The following is a 19,239-nucleotide window of genomic DNA, read 5'->3' as shown; positions in this document are numbered from 1 at the left end:
CATGCCCCGCAGTCACGGCAGTGAAATTGACACACTAATCCAGCTTCTGGCAAAGCTGCCGGGGCTGGGGCCACGGTCCGCCCGGCGTTCGGCGCTGCAACTGCTCAAGAAACGCGACAGCGTGATGGTGCCGCTTGCCAGGGCACTGGAGCATGTGGCGGAGAAGGTTGTTATTTGCGGCACATGCGGCAATATCGACACAAGCGACCCGTGCCATGTGTGTGAGGATGGCCGCCGCGACCGTACGACGGTGTGCGTGGTTGAGGATGTTGCCGACTTATGGGCGCTTGACCGGTCGGAAACCTATCGCGGGTTATACCACGTGCTGGGCGGAACCCTTTCCGCCCTTGATGGTATCGGGCCGGATGAACTGAACATCGCCCCGCTTCTCGAGCGCGCGGCGACCGGCGAGGTGAAGGAAATTATCCTCGCCCTTAACGCCACGGTGGACGGGCAGACCACCAGCCATTATCTGGCAGAACGTCTTGTGCAGCACGGTGTGAAGGTTACTGCGCTTGCGCATGGTGTGCCCGTGGGCGGTGAACTTGATTACCTTGATGACGGTACGCTTGCAGCCGCACTCAAGGCGCGCGGGGCCGTCAGCTGATGGCCGAGGTGTTATATGGCGTTAAAGTCTGGGTCGACCCCGAAGGTGGCGCGTCTTATATCGATTGGCTTAAGGGGGGACATGTGGCCGAGGTAGCATCCGCCCCCGGTGTGACATGGGCCAAGTTGACGGAGCTTGAAGAAAAAGCACCTGACGGCTGGGTTGGTTTCCTGGCGCTTTATGGTTTCAAAAGCCGAGCAGCGCTTGAGACCTATCAGAATAGTGGTCTCTTTCATTCCTTCGCGCCTGTTTACAAACAATTTGATGGCCTGTTCCGGGTCGAGCGCATTATCGGCAAAGTGGTTGAAACACATGACAGATAAAGTAACCCATAAGGGCGGCTGCCACTGTGGAAATGTCAGGTTCGAGCTGGACGCGCGCCCTGATCTGGAAGCCAAAAGCTGCAACTGCAGTATCTGCAGCATGACAGGCTTTGTGCATTATTTTGCCTCAAAAGATGAGTTCCGTGTCACCAAGGGCGCGGACAATCTGGCAGAGTACACGTTCAACACCGACACGGCAATACACATGTTTTGCAAAACATGTGGTGTGAAGGCTTTTTATGTCCCGCGCAGCCACCCGGACGGTTGGTCGGTCAACACCAATTGCATTGACATGGCCACGGTCAGCACGTTGATCATTGGTGAATTTGATGGCGCTAACTGGGAAGCCAATATCGCAAACCTGCGCGGTGAAGAATAGATAACAGGCTGATTTTCAAGAACAAAAAAAGGGGTCTGCGGGAGGCGCAGACCCCTTTAGCTTTTGAGCACCCGTAATGTAGGGCATTGGGGCTCAGGGGAGCAGGTCTGCAGGAATTTATTGTGCAACTTGGCCGGGAGCCCCTGGGGCAGAACCGTTGGGACGGCGGGGTTTTGTCCCCCAAGCCACAGCACATGTCGCTGCAAACCATGGCCTGATAATAGGAGGCGGCTTGTGCGCGTAAAACTAGAAATAATTTAGGTCAGGTTTGCGACCAACACATCAGCCAATTAGCCGGTGCAACACATCCTCATAGATATCCGTCAGCGCTTGAATATCGGCGATGGCGACATGTTCATCCACTTTGTGCATGGTTGCGCCCACCAGGCCAAACTCGACCACCGGGCACATGTCTTTGATGAAACGTGCGTCTGAAGTGCCGCCTGTGGTGGATAGTTCAGGCTTGGCACCAAGGCATTTTTCGACCGCTGCGCTGAGCGCGTCCGACAGGTCACCCTCTTTGGTGAGAAAACTATCGCCCGACAGCCACCAGTCGATCTCATAGTCCACACCGGCGCTGTCCATGCGGCGGCTGAGTTCCGCCTTCAGGCTTTCAGGCGTGAACTCATTGTTAAAGCGCACATTAAAACGAGCCCTGGCTGCTGCCGGGATCACATTGTGACTTTCGTTACCCACGTGCACATTGACGATTTCAAGGTTCGACGGCTGGAAACGTTCGTTCCCGGCGTCAAGGGGACCTTCAAGCGTGGCAAGCACCTTCACGAGATCCGGGATCGGGTTTTTGGCGAGTTGTGGGTAGGCCACATGACCCTGTGCACCCTTGACTGTCAGCATACCATGCAGGCTGCCGCGCCGGCCGATCTTGATCATCTGGCCCATCTCGGTCGGGTTCGTGGGCTCGCCCACAATACACATGTGGATTTTTTCGCCGCGATCGTCCAGCCAGTCCAGCACCTTGCGGGTACCGTTGATAGCTATGCCCTCTTCGTCACCGGTGATGAGGAAGGAGATAGATCCTTTGGGTTTTTTTGTCCGATTGGAAAGGAAGCGTTCGGTGGCGGCAACAAAGGCGGCGATGGCTGATTTCATGTCTGCTGCGCCGCGACCGTATAGCTGCCCATCCCGTACTTCGGCTGCAAACGGCGCCACGCTCCATAGCTCGGATGCCCCCACTGGGACCACGTCAGTATGACCGGCGAAGCAAACGTTTGGGCCTTTTTTTCCGAAACGGGCATAGAGGTTTGGTACGGGGTCTGTGCCTTCTTCCTCAAACACCAGTTTGTGACATTTGAAGCCAAGGGTGGTCAGGACGCCTGCCAGAAAGTCAAGCGAGTCGCCGCTATCAGGCGTGACGCTTTCACGCCGGATCAGATGTTGCGACAGGCTAACAGGATCGAGCGTGAGCATGGTTTCTAGTCTCTCAAAAGATCATTGATCGAGGTTTTGGACCGGGTCCGTTCGTCAACGCGTTTTACAATCACCGCACAGGCGAGGCCGGGGCCCGCGCTGCCATCGGCCATCGGTTTGCCCGGCAGCGTGCCGGGCACCACCACACTATAGGCCGGAACGCGGCCCAAGAAAATCTCGCCGGTCTCCCGGTCGACAATTTTTGTCGACGCGCCGATAAAAACACCCATGGAGATGACGGCACCTTCCTCGACAACCACACCTTCAGCAACCTCGGATCGTGCCCCAAGGAAGCAGTTGTCCTCAATGATCACCGGGCCCGCCTGCAGGGGTTCCAGCACGCCGCCAATGCCTGTGCCGCCCGAGATGTGTACGTTTTTGCCAATCTGTGCGCAGGAGCCAACGGTCGCCCATGTGTCAACCATGGTGCCTTCACCCACATAAGCGCCAAGGTTTACAAAAGACGGCATCAATACAGCGCCTTTGGCGATGTGCGCGGAGCGACGTACAACCGCGCCAGGTACGGCGCGGAAACCTGCATCCTTGAAATTGTCTGCTGTCCAGCCTTCGAACTTGCTGGGGACTTTGTCCCACCAGTGGGTGCTTTCTCCCGGGCCGCCGGCAATCATTTCCATGTCATTCAGGCGGAAAGACAGGAGCACGGCTTTTTTCAGCCACTGGTTTACAACCCATTCGCCGCTGTCTTTCGAGGCAACACGAAGCGCGCCACGGTCCAGCAGGTTGAGGGCTTCATTCACCGCGTCGCGGACTTCGCCTTTGGTGCCAGCGTTGACCTGATCCCGGTTGTCGAAGGCAGTGTTGATGGTGGTCTCTAGCGCGGCATAAGACATGGGCGAAAATCCTGCTGTTGGGAAACGGATACAAAAATCCCGAGAACAATAGCGTCAGAGGGCTTCAAGTCAATCGCGGGGCGCCCTTGCCTGCGCTAGAATTCCTTACCTAGCGGGTTAAAAAACCGTGAAGCCAGTTGGTGAGAGTGTCGGTTTCCGCATGCACAAACGACGCGTCATAGTCTGCCTGTCCCCACACGCTGCCAGTATTCACCCAGACGGTGGCCATGCCCAGGGCGTGGGCCGGTTTCAGGTTGCGAACCATGTCTTCAAACATCACCGCTCGGTTGGGGTCGATGTTATATTTCTGTACGAACTGGTCATACACTTCCCGCTTTGGCTTGGGATCAAGCTTCGCGGCGTGGATATCAAAGATATCCTCAAACTGGTCGGCGACGCCAAGTCGGTCCAGCACCTTTTCTGCATAGGGCAGATCTGCGTTGGTGAAGATGATTTTGCGGCCCTTCAATTGGGTCAGTAGCGCCCGCAGGCGGGTGTCCTTTGTGATTGGCGAAAAGTCGATATCGTGCACATGGTCCAGATAGTGATGTGGGTCCACATCGTGGTTGGCCATCAGCCCCTTGAGGGTTGTGCCGTGCTCGAGCAAATAGCCCTTCTGTATCTTGCGGGCCTGATCGGGCGGAAGCTTCAGCAGTGTTTGCACATATTCGCCGATCCTGGTGTCGATCTGGGCAAAGAGGTTGCACTCCTCGGGGTAGAGAGTGTTGTCAAGGTCGAAGACCCACGTGTTTCGAGCACTGTCGAAAGCGGGGTGAAAGCTTTGTTTAGAAATATCCAACATAGTTCTTACAATTATGCCCAAATGACTGTTAAATCTACATTAACAATAAACAATCTAGACTGTTGGTGAGCGGAAGAAGGTGTTGGAAACCCGTACGTGAGCACATTGACAAAATTTGTATCATCCTGGCGTAAGTCGGATGACGGCGCTGGCCTTGCAGGCGCTGATGTCTGTGCTGTGCGCATCGACGAGGCGGGCAGGGTTGCTGACCAGTCGTCCTCGGCGGCGTCTCTCGCTGCCCTTTGGGAGGCGACGGACCCGGTGCTTGCGGCCCTGGTCGCCAGGGTATTTGAAAGCGGGCAGCCCGCCGAAGCGCGGCGCGAGGCCGACCGTGGCGGCAATCAATGGCTGGCGGCAGTTCCTGGCAGCAAAGGAGTGACCATTGTCGCCCGTGACACCACCCTGCATGACAAGGTGACCGAGGCTTTGATGAAAAGCCGCGCCCTTCTTAAGGAACTGCTGGATTCATCCGCTGACCTGGCATTTGAGGTGGACCACGATCAGGTCTTCCGGTTTTTGACCCCCACAGAGGCGTTCGGCATAAAAACAGAGGACTGGCTTGGGCGGTACGCCAGTCAGTTTTTCTGGCCACATGGTGACGCGCCGGTGCGCAATCCTTTTTCGTCCAGTAAAAGCATGCATTTTGACGCGGTACCCGTGCAGCTTGATGGCCAGGATAAACGCTGGTTGCATTTTGCTGTGCACCCTCAGTTTGACGACGTGGGACAACGCACATCACTGCGTGGCACCTGCCGTGACATGACGGCCCGGCATCTGGCCGAGCGCAAGGCCCGGCAGGACAGCCTGCGCTTTACGCTTTTGCAACGCATCACCAATGGTCTTAATAAGTTTGAGACCGCGCAGGAATTGATGGACAACGCCTCAGAAGCACTTCTGGATGTGTTGCGCGCGGACATGGTCTGGGCAGTGATCCAGTACAAGGAAGGCCTGGTGCCGCTGTCGATACTGGGCTCGCGCCACGACATTCTGGATCTCGATACAATCTGGTCGTCGCTGAGCGGTCAGGAGAAGACGTCTGTGCTGGTGCCTGACCATGACCGCGATCACCTGGCCATACGATTGGAGCTTGGCGGCAACGCATTGGGGATGGTGATTATCAGCCGGGATACGAGTGTCAGCCCGTGGTCGTCGCAGGAGCATCAACTATTGGACGGTGTGGCGGGTGTCCTGACGGCGGCCTTCAGCAAGGCTCAACTGATTGACAAGCTTTACCGTCTCTCAAGCAAGGACGACCTGACCGGCCTATTGAACCGCCGGGCGCTTGTGGAAACTATCGAGGCGAGGCTCAAGCATCAGGCCCGCACGGGGCAGTCCGGGTGTCTGCTGTTTATAGATCTTGATCACTTCAAGGAAATTAACGACACCTTGGGTCATCAAACAGGGGACAATGCGCTGAGGTTGGTGGCGGAGCACATGCAAAACATGATCCGGCCCTGTGATTATGCGGGTCGGTATGGGGGTGACGAATTTGTGCTCTGGCTTGAAGATGTTGACGCCGACAAAGCTGCGGAGAAAGCACAGGCGCTTCTTGATGCCATGCCCAGCGTTCGCGCTTCATTAGGTGCAGAGATGCTGCGGCTCAATGCCTCCGTTGGCATTTGCCAGTCGATCGCCGGTACAGATTTCTCCTTTGAAGACCTCGCCGACAAGGCAGATGCAGTGTTGTATGATGTGAAAGCGGCCGGGCGTGGCGATATTGCGATTGTGTCCAGAGAAGGTAGAGCGGGGGCGGAGGAATAATATGCTCAAGAAGCTGAAATCGCTTTTGGGTGGTGGCGAGAAGAAAGCCCGTGCGTCCGCGCAGGGCTTGCCTGCCACGCTGACCAAAGAGCAGGAACAGCACATTTTGCAGTCCGGTACGCAGGGCCAACGGCAGGCGCTGGCGGAACGTCACGACGCTCGGCCTGAAGTGCTTTATTATCTGGCAGAAGATGCATCGGCCGAAGTACGCAAGGCGATTGCCCAAAACCCGTCCACGCCCATTCAGGCCGCAGAAAAACTGATATCTGACGATGATGAAGGCGTCCGGGCGGAACTGGCACGCAAAATAGGTCGGCTGGTGCCGGGGTTGGCACCAGGGGAACAGACAGCACTCAGGGAAAAAGCCATCAAGGTGCTTGAGACGCTGGCGGAAGACCAGTTGCCCAAGGTGCGGGCGATTATAGCGGACGAGATCAAGACTAGTGATCAGGTGCCAAAGGATCTCATCGACAGGCTCGCGCGAGATGTGGAGGCCATCGTTTGTGGCCCGATCCTTCAGTATTCACCGCTTTTGAATGACGATGATCTGCGTGAGATTATCGCGGCGGGCATCAGCATTGGCGCGCTTAAGGCTATCGCCAGCCGCGCCAATATCTCCGTTGATGTATCAGCGGATATTGCGGCCACCCTCGATGTGCCTGCGATCGCATCGCTGCTGGCCAATACCAACGCGCAAATCCGCGAAGATACGCTGGACCAGATTATCGACCACGCAAAAACCGTTGAGGAACTGCACGCGCCGCTGGCGCTCCGGCCGCAGCTTTCCATACGGGCGATGAAGCGCATCGCGGGCTTTGTGGCGTCAGCCCTTGTCCACGCCATGATGGATCAGGCCGAGTTACCGGAAGAGCAGGCGGAAGACCTGCTCGAGCGCGTGCGTGAGCGGCTTTCAAGCGAACGGGTAGGTGATGACGAAGAATCTGAGCTTGCAGCCCGGGCCCTGGAATATTTCCAGAAAGGCATGCTGGATGACGCGTTTGTGCATGACCAGATTGAAGCTAACCGGCGCGAACTGCTTCTTCAATGCCTGGCTGTAATGGCGGATTTGCCGGTGACGACAGTACGGCAGATCATCCACTCAAAAAGTGGTCGGGCAGTCACGGCACTGGCCTGGAAAGCCGGGCTCAGCATGCGTACGGCCTATGAGTTGCAAACCAAATATGCATTGGTTCCCGCCGCACAATTGTTAAGCGCCAAAGACGGCAAGAATTACCCCATCGACGATAATGAACTTGATTGGCATCTGAGTTATTTTGTCGAACAAGCCTAGTTTTCTGGCATGTCAAATTCTCACCACAGTAAAACCTATCCTTGGAGGGAAAGGAGATGACTGATGGTCGACACACGCACAGAATCTGATTCAATCGGGCCGGTAGAGGTTCCCGCCAGCCGCCTTTGGGGCGCGCAGACGCAGCGCTGCCTGATGAATTTCCCCATCGGAAGCGAAAAGTTGCCACTACCCTTCGTCCGGGCGCTAGGCATGCAGAAACATGCGGCCGCCGCAGCGAACAAGGCGCTTGGACTTCTGGATGCAAAAATCGCGGACGCCATCATGACGGCCGCGACTGAGGTTTTCTCCGGCGAGTTGGATGACGAATTTCCGCTGCCTGTGTGGCAAACTGGATCTGGTACGCAAAGCAACATGAACGCCAATGAGGTGATTGCCAATCGCGCCGCCGAAATTCTGGGAGGCAGGCGGGGTGACAAAAGTGTTGTGCATCCGAACGATCATGTGAACATGGGCCAATCCTCGAACGATACGATCCCGACCGTGATGCTGATCTCTTCTGCTTTGATGGTGGAACGCGAACTCCGCCCTGCACTTGAAGCTATGGGGGCGTCCCTGAAGACGTTCAGGTCGTCGTACGGGGATATCATTAAACTTGGCCGCACCCACATGCAGGATGCGACTCCGATTACGCTTGATCAGGTTTTTTCGGCCTATCAGGTTCAGGTTGAGGCGGTGTTAGACGGGCTTAAGGATGTCATGCCCCGGCTTTGCAAGCTCCCGCAGGGCGGCACGGCCGTTGGTACAGGCATCAACTGTCACGCGGATTTTCCGGCCACATTCTGCAACCATTTGAATGAGGTCGCGGGGTTCACATTCGAACCGGCATCCAACAAGTTTGCCGGTATCAGTGCGCATGACGAACTGGTGGCGCTTTCCGGCGTACTGAATGGGGCTGCATCCGCCTTGTTTAAAATTGCCAATGACATCCGCATGATGGGTTGTGGGCCGCGCGGCGGTTTTGCGGAACTGGTTCTGCCAAAAAATGAACCGGGATCTTCCATCATGGCGGGCAAGGTTAACCCGACCCAGGTGGAAGCGCTGACCATGGTATGTGCCCAGGTTATGGGCAATCACACCACGGTTACCGTGGCGGGCAGCCAGGGACAATTTGAACTGAATGCCTACAAGCCGGTGATGATCTACAACGTGTTGCAGTCGGTCCAGCTTCTGTCGGATGCGGCCGGTAGTTTTACCGAGCGTTGCCTTGACGGGATGAAACCGGATGCCGGGCGTATCGATGAGCTACTGAAAGGATCCCTGATGCTGGCCACATCGCTTGTGCCACATATCGGGTATGACAAGACGGCGGAGATTGCAGGCAAGGCCTCAAAGGACAAATCCACCCTGAAAGCTGCCGCACTTGCGCTTGGCTATGTCTCCGAAGAAGATTTTGATCGCTGGACCGACCCCAAACACATGGTCGGGCCCGGATAAAGGGGACTAGCGTCAGTCCCTCTCGCGGATAAGGGTACCGGCGCCGCGTTCGGTGAAGATCTCCAGAAGCATGGCATGCTTGACACGGCCATCAAGGATAACAGCCCCCTTCACACCCTTGTCGATGGCATTCAGGCAGGTTTCCACCTTGGGCATCATGCCGCCATAAATCGTGCCGTCTTCGACCAATGCCTCGATATCGTCGTGATCCAGCTCAGTCAACAGTTCCTTGTCTTTGCTGAGAACGCCGGGAACATCGGTCAACAGGAAGAAGCGGCGGGCATTTAAGGCACCAGCAATGCCCCCTGCCATGGTATCGGCGTTAATATTATAGGTGTGGCCATCTTCGCCCGGGGCGATCGGGGAGATAACGGGAATGATGCCGTTCTGGATGCATTGTTCGACAATCTGCGGGTTTACCGTTGTTGGCTCCCCGACATATCCAAAGTCGATCACTTTTTCGATGTTTGAATCCGGGTCGCGCTTGGTGCGCGACATCTTTGTTGCCATCACCATAGAGCTGTCCTTGCCGGAAAGGCCAATGGCCCGCCCCCCCGCATCATTGATGTCTGCGACGATGGATTTGCCGATCGACCCCAGTACCATCTCCGCGATGTCGACGGTGGATTGGCAAGTCACGCGCAGCCCGTCGACAAATTCGGTTTCAATCGATAGGCGTGAAAGCATCTGGCCAATTTGTGGGCCCCCACCATGCACAATCACGGGGTTGATGCCTACCTGTTTGAGAAGCACGATATCCTGTGCAAATTGTTTGGCAAGTGCAGGGTCCCCCATGGCGTGACCGCCATATTTGATGACGAATGTTTCGCCAGCATACTTGCGCATGTAAGGCAGTGCCTCCACGAGCGTTGCGGCTTTCTTCTGCAGTTTTCTTTTATCCTGGTCCACTTTGATCATGACCTTTGTCCTGAAACCGAAGGCACCCTTTTGGGTGGAAATGGCCTTCTAGTCAAATCGATATCCGCCTGAGTAGGCTGGACGATCCTCTGTCAGCATGACACCAAGCGTTACCATGAACTGGCTCAGGTAATAGCTGACCCAAACGAAGTAGCCGACGTAGTCGGGTACATTCATGAATTGTCGCGCGCCAAGCGCAGCGTCTGAAAAGACGAACAGCACGGCCCCAAGCCCGACAAGACGGGGAGGAAATTTGCTGAGCAGTGCGGTTGATGCCATCAGTACAAGCACTGTGGTATAACCAAGTACATAGTAACGCATGTCACCAAGCGCATCATACATCCAATAGCCGGCAACAAAAGCGAAGAACCATAAAATAATAACAAAGCGTATTCTGTTTGCGGTAATCCGGTCAAATCGCTGGCCGTTGACGAGATAAAGAATAGTAAAGGTGATATGGGCAACCCCGAAGGCCATCAGTCCCCGAAGGAAGGATTGTTCGTGCGGGATCACCAGAAGCACATCCCCGGCAACAGATGCAACAAGTGCCAGCATCAGCAGGAAGTGGCTGAAAGACCTGAGGTTGATGCCAACAAAAAAAACAAGAAAGCTGACAGCGCTCATCTTGACCAGTGCCTGCCACAGGATGCCTTCGGGATAGAGGCCGGCACCATAGGCAACAGCACCAAGGAAAGACAGAATGACAAATATCTGTCCCATGGCTTCGATAACCGGTCGCTTGCGTTGGCTGAAGATGCGTGTCACGAATTATCCCTTTTCACCGCACTATAGGCAGGCCTTTGATGCCGCCACAAGCCTTTGATTCAAATGTATCAATTTCAAGGCGGGAATGTTTGTTTGTTTCATTTTAGCCGATCTGACAGTTTGGTCGCAATCGGCAGGATTAGCAGGTTGGCAAATGCATAAAGCAGCAAAATTTGCGAGGATGTCAGCCCGGTGGTGATGAGGATGGCGGCGATGATCGTGCCTCCGGCCATGAAGCCGCTGTTGAAAATATTGTTGGCGGCGATCATGCGTGATCGCTGACTACGTTCACTGCGGTCCTGCAGGATGGCGTAAAATGGAACGATGACCATACCTGCGGCAATGGCGACGGCAATAAGAAGCCCAAGCACAAACCAGTTTGAAATGATGCTCAGGAATGTGGGCAGGTTAATCACCGATGTCGCATCAACGCCATTTTCGCCGGGCAATGCCAGATAAAGCAGCACGCTGGTTGCTGCAAGACACAGAAGAGCGGGGCGCGCCAGTCGGGCCGATATCTGGCCCTTGAGCAGGCGGCTGCATGTCAGCGAGCCCACACCAACGCCGATGGAGAAACAGGCGATGATGACGGTGACGACCGTCTCGTCTCCACCCAGTCTGTTTTTCACAATATCCGGGATTTGTGTGATGTAGATCGAGCCGTAGAGCCATATCCAGCTGATGCAGATAATCGCTGGGCGCGCGATGTCATGCTGCCATGCGGCCTTGAGCTGCCTGCCGGTCGCCGTGAAGACGTTGAAATTAAGCTTGAGGTCCGGTGCCGCTGCTCCGGTGCGGGGCACCATGCTGCCGGAAATAGTGCCGATGACCGCGAGGCTGATCATCAGATAGGCCATTTTGTCGGTGCCACCTGGCTGCAGCACCAAAAGCCCGCCGATGAGAAGCCCTAAAAGAATGGAAACAAAGGTGCCTGCCTCGATAAGCCCATTTGCCCCCAACAGTTCATCCTTGCTCGTCAGTTCCGGCAGGATGGAATATTTGATCGGGCCAAAAAAGGCGCTCTGGAGGCCAAGGCCGGATAGGACGCCGATCATCAGCGGCAGGCTTTCAAGCCGAAAGGCAAGGGCACCCAGCAACATCAAACCCACTTCCCACAGTTTGATCCAGACAATCTGGCGGGACTTGTCAAACTTGTCGGCCAACTGGCCCGCAAGGGCGGAGAAGATAAAATACGGTAGGATGAAAAGCCCGATGGCAAGATTGTTCAACACCGCGGGCTGGGTCGACATCTGGTCGGCGATCCGGTAGGTGATGAGCATGATAAGCGCCTGCCGGAACAGGTTGTCGTTCATTGCGCCCAGAAACTGGGTAATGAAAAGTGCAAGGAAGCGCCGGGTACCGAGAAGCGAGAATGGTGTGCGCTCCATCTTCCCCGGCCTATTCCGCAGCCGCGTGACGGTGATGGTGTGCAAGCTCGGTGCGCGCCTGCCGTATAATTGCGATAGAGCCGGAGAGGAAAATGCTAGCCATGATCCCGGCCACGATCAGGTCGGGCCAACCGGTGCCAGTAGCCCATACCCCAGACGCCGCGACCATTACCATGACATTACCGATAGCGTCATTACGGCTGCAAAGCCAGACAGACCGTACGTTGGCGTCGCCGTCTTTGAAGCGTACGAGCAGCAGCACGCTTGCGACGTTGGCAGCAAGCGCGGCCGCACCTACCGATCCCATGATAAAGGCTTGCGGTTCCTTGAGGTACAGCACGGTATAGAGTGTGGAGCCCAGCACCCATAGACCCATGGCGGACAGGCTGAGCCCTTTGATAAGCGCGGCCTTGGCGCGCATGGTGTCGGCCTTGCCGATTACATAAAGCGAAAGCGCATAGGTGCAGGTGTCGCCGAGGAAATCAAGGGCGTCGGCCTTTAGCGCCTGACTCTGCCCGACATAGCCCATCGGCATTTCCACCAGGAACATGACCGCATTGATCAGGATGACAAGGACCAGCGCACGTTTGTAGGCGGGGTCAAGGCCCTCAAACTTCACGTTGTGACAACAATTGGCACCCATCAGGCTAACTCCTTCCCCCTTATTTGGCATCACCGGCGGGGGAACTGCAACCCAAATTTCTGTGTGATCCCAGGCTGATGCCACTTGGGCGCTAGATTGATGATTGCGTGCGTGGGGGGCGTTCTGCGATGATGTACGCCATGATTTTGTGAAGGGAGACCGGTTTATGATCCGCCTGGTGGCACGCGTGACGTTTTTGCTCTCGCTTTGGTGCAGCTTCGCGGCCCATGCGGACAGCGGCATGGTTGGCGACGTACCCGTGATCGACAAACTGGATACAAGTGCGCTCGCCACGGGGCGCCACCAGTTCTATTTTAACGCCGGACGCGGTGCGACCGGGGTGCCGTCGCTTGTCCCTGTTATCGTGCTCAAGGGCGTAAAGCCGGGCAAGCAGTTGCTGCTGACTGCGGCTGTTCACGGGGATGAATTGAACGGTATCCGCGTCATTCATCGGCTGATGTCGATGGTGTCACCGGAAAAGCTGTCGGGCACCATTGTCGCTGTGCCAGGTGTTAACCAGCCCGGCATGGAAGCGCACAGTCGTTACTTCGGTGTGCGGGGTGGTGACCCGAACCGCGCCTTTCCCGGGACCGAGAAGCGCGGGGACGCGGAAGCCCGTTTTGCGTACCACTTATGGCATGGCCTGTTGTTACCGGGTACAGACCTTGTGGTGGACCTGCACACACAGACCACAGGCACAAGCTATCCCCTGTTTGTTTTCGCTGACTTCCGCAATGACATCGTACGTGAGATGGCCTTTTCCCTGATGCCGGACATGATCAAGAATGATCCCGGTGAGGATGGAACCCTTGAAACCAGCATGGTGCGCAAGGGTATCCCTGCCGTCACATTCGAGATTGGCGGGCCGAAGCAATTTCAGGCTGGACTGATTGACAAGGCGTTGAATGGCCTTGAGAATTTTCTTAACGCGCAGGGTTTCCTCGCTGAGGGTGAAAACAGGGCAGCCCCCACGCCCGTTGTTGGGTCCAGTTTTACCAATGTTTACGCTGGGGAGGGCGGTCTTGCGGTGATTGAGGTGGACTTGAAGGACCACGTGAAAAAGGGCGACCCGATTGCCACTCTTTACGATCCTTTTGGTCGGCCGCTCAGGCACCATTATGCGCCGGTCAGCGGCGCTGTTGTGGCCGTGGCGACTGATCCGGTGCGGGATGCGGGGGCCATGCTCGTGCGGATATTGCACTAAGGTTGCTGCATGTTGCCGCAACGATTGCTCTTATCGGCTTTTTTTATGAGCCAGAACGGCCAATCTGTCGTAGGAAAGCACTCATAACAATCCCCTAACGGAAAAGCTGATCAAGATGACTGACAATCACCCGGATATCAAAAAAGGAAAGCTCGGGATACTGCTTCTAAGCCTTGGTACGCCTGACGCGCCAACCTATATGGCCACGCGGCGTTATCTTGCCGAGTTCCTGTCTGATCCGCGGGTGATTGAAACACCGAAGCTCTTGTGGCTGCCTATCCTTTATGGCCCTATCCTGACCTTCCGGCCGAAAAAATCAGCAAAGGCCTATGCGAAAATCTGGGATTATGAACGCGGCGAGAGTCCGCTGCGGACGCACTCCCGTGCACAGGGCGAAAAACTGCAGGCGCGGATCGGGGACGTGGCCCATGTGCAATGGGCATTCCGTTATGGCCAGCCCACGATCGAAAGCGGCCTTGAGAAGCTAAGGGCACAGGGCTGCGACCGTATCCTCTTGTTCGCGCTCTACCCGCAATATAGTGCAACCACCACGGCGACGGCCTACGACAAGGTATTTGAGGTGATGGGGAAGATGCGCTGGCAACCGGCGGTGCGTACAGTTCCGGCCTATCTGGATTATCCGGAATTCTCCGATGAGCTTGCCGCGTCAGTGACGGATGGATTGGCGGCAATTGACTGGCAGCCTGAAAAAATCCTTGCGTCCTATCACTCTATCCCAAAATCCTATTGGGATAACGGGGACCCCTATCCCTGCCACTGTTTTAAAACCAGCCGTTATCTGAGGGAAAAACTCGGCAAAAGTCAGGACGAATTGATCACCAGTTTCCAGTCGCGTGTGGGCCCTACCGAGTGGGTCAGCCCCTATACGGACAAGACAGTAGAAAAGCTGGCAAAGGGTGGTGTGAAAAAGCTTGCGGTGTTGGCACCCGCCTTCAGCTCGGATTGTCTGGAGACACTGGAGGAGATCAATATGGAACTGCGCGAAACCTTTATGGAGAACGGTGGTACGCATTTTCATTACATCCCATGCCTGAACGCCACGGACCGCGGTATGCGCGTGATCGAAGCGGTAGCAAGGGGTGAGTTGCAGGGGTGGCTTTAAGGCTTATTGCTGCAGCCCCATAAGGCCAGTGACTTCAACGATGACAGGCTTCTGCCCCGCATTCTCGAAATCAAGGGTGACAGTGAAGACATCGCCCTGTTCAAGCGGTTTGTTGAGCCCCATCAGCATGATGTGATAACCGCCCGGCTCAAAAGCCAGGCTTTCGCCCGGTGCGATTGGCAACTCGCTCATGTGGTCCATGCGCATGATACCATCCACCTCGCGGCTTTGGTGGATCATCGCATTGTCAGCGATATCAGTGCTCACGCCGCGAAGATATTCAAGGTTATGGGTGTCGTTCCGTATGATCAGGTAAACGGCAGCAGAGACTGTGCGGCTGGTTTTGCGTGCCCATGCCTTTTCAATGCTCAGGCCGTGGCCCTCTTCCCCGTGCGCGTAGACAGATGGGCTAGTGAACAATAGGGCGCAGGCTAACAGCAGGTATCGCATCATAGTCTCCATGGATTTAATGAAGCCTGAGTAACGGGAATCCCACACGTGTGCAAGCGACAGATCAGCGCAGGTGTCAACTAGGTCAGATGGCGTCGGTCGCACAGATCAATTCATGCTGGATGCCGGGCTCAAAGGCGGAATGTCCCGCAACGGGCACAATTTTAAGAGATGCCCAGGGCATCGCCTGAGCCAGATCCCACGCGCTTTTGGGGGGGCATATGGCATCATACCGGCCTTGCACAATCGTGATGGGTACGTCCTTGAGCCTGGATGCGTCACGCAAGATCTGGTCGTCACACTCAAGGAAACACTGGTGCAGGAAGTAATGCGCCTCAATGCGTGCAAACGCGAGGGCGAACACCGGATCAACCGAGTGGGTGCGCTGTTCTTCATCCGGGACAAGTGTGACTGTGCTACCTTCCCATAAGCTCCATTCCTTGGCGTAGGTGAGGCGTTCTCGTTCAAACTCCGGCTCGGTCAGACGCCGATAATAGGCCTTGATCAGGTCATCGTGTTCAGCTTCGGGTATCTTGCCGGAGAACCGGGCCCATGCTTCGGGGAACAGCGACCGTGTGCCTTCCTTGTAGAACCAGTCGAGTTCTTCACGGCGAGAAAGAAAGATGCCCCGCAGAATGATGCTGCGCACCCGGTCAGGGTGGGCCTGGCCATATAGCAGTGACAGGGTGCTGCCCCACGACCCCCCGAACAGAACCCAACTTTTGATCCGCAGATATTCCCTGATCGCCTCCATGTCCTCGATCAGGTCCTGGGTTGTATTATTCTCAAGAGAGGCATGCGGACGGCTTCTACCGCACCCGCGCTGGTCAAACAGGATAATACGATACTTTGATGGGTTGAAGAAACGCCGCTGGATCGGGCTTGTGCCGCCTCCCGGCCCGCCATGTACAAAAAGCACCGGAATGCCGTGCGGGTTGCCAGACTGTTCCACATGGACCTCGTGCCCGCCCGATACCGGAATGCGCTCGCTGATATAGGGCTCGATGGGGGGGTAAAGTGAGCGGAACGTTGTCGTGCTGTCGGCGCGCAATGGGCTGTCCTTCTCGTTTTCTGCTGACAATTGAGGATACGCAGCAAGCGTTAAGAAAACAAGAATAGCGTGTTGTGGGTTACCAAAAAGTGAGCGCGGGAAAGAAGCGCTTGTGCGGCGGCCGACCGGACGCGCTTGCTGCCTACTCAGAAGAGATCAACCATTACATCTGGCCTTATGGCCACGGGGGCTTTGATTATCGGACCGCGCATAATGGCAAGGTGTGGGCGCTTGAGTTTAATCTCAGTTGTGACCTTGGGCTATAACAGGGCGTTGTACAACGTGTCCGGGTGCCTGGGTATGAGCAAATCGACATCGTTGAATCCATCATTACCAGCAGTCTTGAACGTCAACGTGTCAGGTTTGAGGCCACCTGCCAAGGCGGCCGGGTTCGCTGGAAAATGTAAGCGATAGCTGTCGGGGGCAGTCCCCGGCAGCAGTTTGGACAGGCTGTTTCTATTCCGCCGCTGCCGCGTGACGGGACCGCAGGATACGTTCCGTCAGGGCAAAATCGCCAGGGTTGTCCACGTCGATCGGCGCATCAGCAAAAGGCATGCGGATCACCTGAACCCTGAGCTTCCAGCGCCGCCCCAGTAGTCCTGCAAGCTGGTCGATCGTTGCCAGCTTGTAGCGATACAACAGCATGAACATCAGGCCAAACGCCTTGAGAATGCGCTGTGGCTTTTTGCCGAACTGCCCACCGCCCTCGAAAATTTTGGCGCTGATCATCGCTTTGTCCGTGGTCAAGGCATAAAGGTTGCAGCTGGACCAACCTCCGTCCTTGAGGTTGTGGAACGCGCGCTTGCCGTCCGGGTAAGTTTCCAGAATGACCGAGGCAGGTGTCATGCCGACGGCGGCGTCGGCACCGCCCGCAAACAATTGGCCGCAGAAGTGATTGATCATCTCGGTGGTGTGCAGGGCGTTGTCGCCTGTTGTTATGATCAACGGCCACGGGCTGTCGATCGTCTCGACACCTTTGGCTACCGACAAATACAGGTTTTCTGCGCTTTCAACATAATGAATTTCGCCGCGGTCCAGCATGTCGGCAAGTGCAGGAACCGAGCGTAGCAGCGCTTCGCTCTCGATCGAGACATACACGCGCCCGACACCTTCGGCGCCCACCATCTCGCGCACAACGCGTTCCAGCATTACCACGCCATCAAGGGTCACCAGGCACTTGTGGCTAACGCCCTGAATCTTGGCGACCGTATCTTCCGCTCCGCGACGGCTTGCAGCCAGCACGAGGGCGGTTGCCAGTTTCTTCTCTGTCATTTTGAGTATCCTCTGCCCTTCAATTCTTATTTTAAGTCAGTTTGCCTTCGATAGCAAAGTCATGAGTGTGCGAACTTTGTGTTCGCTTCCCAGCGACATCAGCGATGTTTTGATCTCATCAGCATGCTCACGCGTTACATGGCCTGTGACACATCCGTCAAATTTCTCCAGAAGCTGCGCCTCACTGAGCGGTGCGGCGCTTGATCCGACGGGCATATCCACGGTCGTGTAAACAGTTTTGCCACTCTTCAGTGTTACATGTACTTCCGTTGGAAAATCACTTTCGAGTGCTTCAACATACTCTTTACGGACGAGGGGCAATAAAGCCGTCACTTCGGGCCGAACAATCGCCGCCGATTCATAATCCTGAAGCGTTGCATTCCCGCTCAGGAGACCAACAGCCAGGCCATATTCAAGGCTGAACTTGGCTTCCATTGTGTTGGTCGGACGCTCATACATCAGGTTGCGCAGGTGTGCGGCTGGTGCACGCACAAAAATATCCGTTACGTCGTCTGGTCCAAAGCCATGCTGGGCGCGTAACGCCAAAAGCCCGTCCAGCGCCCGATGCACGCTGCCACAGTTGGGGAAGCGTTTGACTTTCAGCCCATATTTTTCAATGTGTAGCGGCGTGCCGATGTCTTTTGTCGCGAACTGGACCTTCTGACCGTATTCATCCTTGTCGGCCATGATCGCGCGCAGGTCTTCCACGTCCTGTCCCACCATCAGGGTGTCCATCCCGTTTTTGCCGTGCAGGGTCTGGTCGCCGGCGGTGATTCCAGCCTCAGCGAAGAGTGCGGCTTGCACGGCGCCCGCTGCGGCCAGCCCGGCGTGCAGAGGTTTGGTCATCGTGCCGAACTGGCTCATGAAACCACCCGCAAGACTTGTGGACAATGAGATGGCGTGTGCAGTTTTTTCCGTATCCAGCCCCAAGAGGCGGGCACAGCCCGCAGCGGACCCCACAGCACCGACGGTAGCGGTGGCGTGCCAGCCCCGGCTGCGGTGGAAGGGATTTACTCCCTGGCCAACCCGGCCGATCATCTGCAGGCCAACGATGTATGCGTCCAGCAGTTGCTCGCCTGTTACGTCCCGCTCATCCGCGATTGCCAGAAGCGCCGGAGCGAGCACAGCGGTGGCGTGCGCTTTGGCAGGGTCAAAATTGTCGTCGAAATCAAGCGCATGGGCGGCGGTACCCCCAACCAGCGCCGCCATCGGCGCAGACAGGCCGCCAGAAAACCCCACGGTATTGCAGTCACCGCGCCCCCACCTCTGCGCCAGCTTGTATACGGTCGCGGTCACGGGCTCTCTGGCGCCCGGTATCATTACCGCGGTGACATCAATAAAGGCATCGCGCGCCCGCGTGCGCGCGATGTCAGACCAGGCATGCGGTACCGTTGCCGTCCATGCAGCAAAGGCATGCAAGGGGTTCTCTGTGTCGGCTTTCATTTGTCCCGTATTCTTATAAGGGTTGTTTGTTGACCTATAATCGGCAAGGTTAGTTATAGTAAATTTACAAGTATAGATAAAGCCT

At 56.1% G+C, this 19,239-nt stretch carries 20 protein-coding genes; 9 read left to right on the top strand and 11 right to left on the bottom strand.

Features of this window, described 5'->3' with window-relative positions; genetic code table 11:
• Position 1: 1 nt before the first annotated feature.
• Genes recR through OEU85_RS13700 form a run of 3 tightly spaced genes read left to right on the top strand, consistent with a single transcriptional unit; the run spans position 2 to position 1,309 of the window.
• Positions 2–607, top strand: a complete 606-nt coding sequence (gene recR / locus OEU85_RS13710; RefSeq protein ID WP_262692070.1) for a recombination mediator RecR — start codon at positions 2–4, stop codon at positions 605–607.
• Complete coding sequence (locus tag OEU85_RS13705; RefSeq protein WP_262692069.1) at positions 607–930, top strand: DUF4286 family protein; 324 nt, start codon at positions 607–609, stop codon at positions 928–930. The genes recR and OEU85_RS13705 overlap by 1 nt, the downstream gene beginning before the upstream one ends.
• Positions 920–1,309, top strand: a complete 390-nt coding sequence (locus tag OEU85_RS13700; RefSeq protein WP_262692068.1) for a GFA family protein — start codon at positions 920–922, stop codon at positions 1,307–1,309. Before OEU85_RS13705 ends, OEU85_RS13700 begins: the two co-directional genes overlap by 11 nt.
• Positions 1,310–1,591: 282 nt before the next feature.
• Here OEU85_RS13700 and dapE read toward each other — a convergent pair whose 3' ends face one another.
• From dapE to OEU85_RS13685, 3 genes are all read right to left on the bottom strand, one after another.
• Positions 1,592–2,737 (bottom strand): succinyl-diaminopimelate desuccinylase, encoded by a 1,146-nt coding sequence (gene dapE, locus OEU85_RS13695; RefSeq protein ID WP_262692067.1) that lies wholly within the window; start codon positions 2,735–2,737, stop codon positions 1,592–1,594.
• A gap of 5 nt (positions 2,738–2,742) precedes the next feature.
• A complete protein-coding gene (gene dapD, locus OEU85_RS13690) occupies positions 2,743–3,588 on the bottom strand; it encodes a 2,3,4,5-tetrahydropyridine-2,6-dicarboxylate N-succinyltransferase (RefSeq protein ID WP_262692065.1) in 846 nt (281 codons plus the stop codon).
• Positions 3,589–3,697: 109 nt separating this feature from the next.
• Complete coding sequence (locus tag OEU85_RS13685) at positions 3,698–4,390, bottom strand: pyrimidine 5'-nucleotidase (protein ID WP_262692064.1); 693 nt, start codon at positions 4,388–4,390, stop codon at positions 3,698–3,700.
• 96 nt (positions 4,391–4,486) lie between these two features.
• On the opposite strand from OEU85_RS13685, the gene OEU85_RS13680 reads away from it, so the two are divergent.
• From OEU85_RS13680 to OEU85_RS13670, 3 genes are all read left to right on the top strand, one after another.
• On the top strand, positions 4,487–6,151 hold the full coding sequence (locus OEU85_RS13680; protein ID WP_262692063.1) for a sensor domain-containing diguanylate cyclase: 1,665 nt from the start codon (positions 4,487–4,489) through the stop codon (positions 6,149–6,151).
• A 1-nt stretch (position 6,152) separates the two neighbouring features.
• Positions 6,153–7,442: a DUF2336 domain-containing protein gene (locus tag OEU85_RS13675; protein ID WP_262692062.1), complete on the top strand. Its 1,290-nt coding sequence runs from the start codon at positions 6,153–6,155 to the stop codon at positions 7,440–7,442.
• Positions 7,443–7,505: 63 nt separating this feature from the next.
• Positions 7,506–8,897, top strand: a complete 1,392-nt coding sequence (locus tag OEU85_RS13670) for a class II fumarate hydratase (RefSeq protein ID WP_262692061.1) — start codon at positions 7,506–7,508, stop codon at positions 8,895–8,897.
• Positions 8,898–8,909: 12 nt separating this feature from the next.
• Here OEU85_RS13670 and argB read toward each other — a convergent pair whose 3' ends face one another.
• From argB to OEU85_RS13650, 4 genes are all read right to left on the bottom strand, one after another.
• Positions 8,910–9,815 (bottom strand): acetylglutamate kinase, encoded by a 906-nt coding sequence (gene argB / locus OEU85_RS13665; RefSeq protein ID WP_262692060.1) that lies wholly within the window; start codon positions 9,813–9,815, stop codon positions 8,910–8,912.
• A 48-nt stretch (positions 9,816–9,863) separates the two neighbouring features.
• Positions 9,864–10,580: a lysoplasmalogenase gene (locus OEU85_RS13660; protein ID WP_262692059.1), complete on the bottom strand. Its 717-nt coding sequence runs from the start codon at positions 10,578–10,580 to the stop codon at positions 9,864–9,866.
• A gap of 98 nt (positions 10,581–10,678) precedes the next feature.
• On the bottom strand, positions 10,679–11,968 hold the full coding sequence (locus tag OEU85_RS13655; RefSeq protein ID WP_262692058.1) for an MFS transporter: 1,290 nt from the start codon (positions 11,966–11,968) through the stop codon (positions 10,679–10,681).
• A 10-nt stretch (positions 11,969–11,978) separates the two neighbouring features.
• On the bottom strand, positions 11,979–12,611 hold the full coding sequence (locus tag OEU85_RS13650) for a cation transporter (protein ID WP_262692057.1): 633 nt from the start codon (positions 12,609–12,611) through the stop codon (positions 11,979–11,981).
• Between the two features lie 166 nt (positions 12,612–12,777).
• On the opposite strand from OEU85_RS13650, the gene OEU85_RS13645 reads away from it, so the two are divergent.
• Together OEU85_RS13645 and hemH are read left to right on the top strand one after the other, a co-directional pair.
• Complete coding sequence (locus OEU85_RS13645; RefSeq protein WP_262692056.1) at positions 12,778–13,815, top strand: succinylglutamate desuccinylase/aspartoacylase family protein; 1,038 nt, start codon at positions 12,778–12,780, stop codon at positions 13,813–13,815.
• Positions 13,816–13,930: 115 nt separating this feature from the next.
• Positions 13,931–14,938, top strand: coding sequence for a ferrochelatase (gene hemH / locus OEU85_RS13640; protein ID WP_262692055.1), 1,008 nt, complete (start codon positions 13,931–13,933; stop codon positions 14,936–14,938).
• Positions 14,939–14,941: 3 nt separating this feature from the next.
• Here the strand turns inward: hemH and OEU85_RS13635 are convergent, their stop codons facing one another.
• Positions 14,942–15,388 carry a copper chaperone PCu(A)C gene (locus OEU85_RS13635; protein ID WP_262692054.1) on the bottom strand — a complete coding sequence of 149 codons (447 nt, stop codon included), beginning with the start codon at positions 15,386–15,388 and terminating at the stop codon, positions 14,942–14,944.
• A gap of 85 nt (positions 15,389–15,473) precedes the next feature.
• Positions 15,474–16,439, bottom strand: coding sequence for a prolyl aminopeptidase (gene pip, locus OEU85_RS13630; RefSeq protein WP_262692053.1), 966 nt, complete (start codon positions 16,437–16,439; stop codon positions 15,474–15,476).
• A gap of 89 nt (positions 16,440–16,528) precedes the next feature.
• On the opposite strand from pip, the gene OEU85_RS13625 reads away from it, so the two are divergent.
• Entirely contained in the window at positions 16,529–16,705 is a 177-nt protein-coding gene (locus OEU85_RS13625; RefSeq protein ID WP_262692052.1) for a hypothetical protein, read from the top strand.
• Positions 16,706–16,895: 190 nt separating this feature from the next.
• On the opposite strand, the gene OEU85_RS13620 is transcribed toward OEU85_RS13625, so the two are convergent.
• Both OEU85_RS13620 and OEU85_RS13615 read right to left on the bottom strand, forming a co-directional pair.
• Positions 16,896–17,711 (bottom strand): nucleotidyltransferase family protein, encoded by an 816-nt coding sequence (locus OEU85_RS13620; RefSeq protein ID WP_262692051.1) that lies wholly within the window; start codon positions 17,709–17,711, stop codon positions 16,896–16,898.
• A gap of 36 nt (positions 17,712–17,747) precedes the next feature.
• Positions 17,748–19,154: an MmgE/PrpD family protein gene (locus OEU85_RS13615; RefSeq protein ID WP_262692050.1), complete on the bottom strand. Its 1,407-nt coding sequence runs from the start codon at positions 19,152–19,154 to the stop codon at positions 17,748–17,750.
• Positions 19,155–19,239 lie beyond the last annotated feature (85 nt).

The sequence above is a fragment of the Kordiimonas aestuarii genome (assembly GCF_025574465.1).
GTDB lineage: Bacteria > Pseudomonadota > Alphaproteobacteria > Sphingomonadales > Kordiimonadaceae > Kordiimonas > Kordiimonas aestuarii.
The sequence above is the reverse complement of the archived record's forward strand: the minus strand, read 5'-3'. Positions and strand labels throughout refer to the sequence as shown.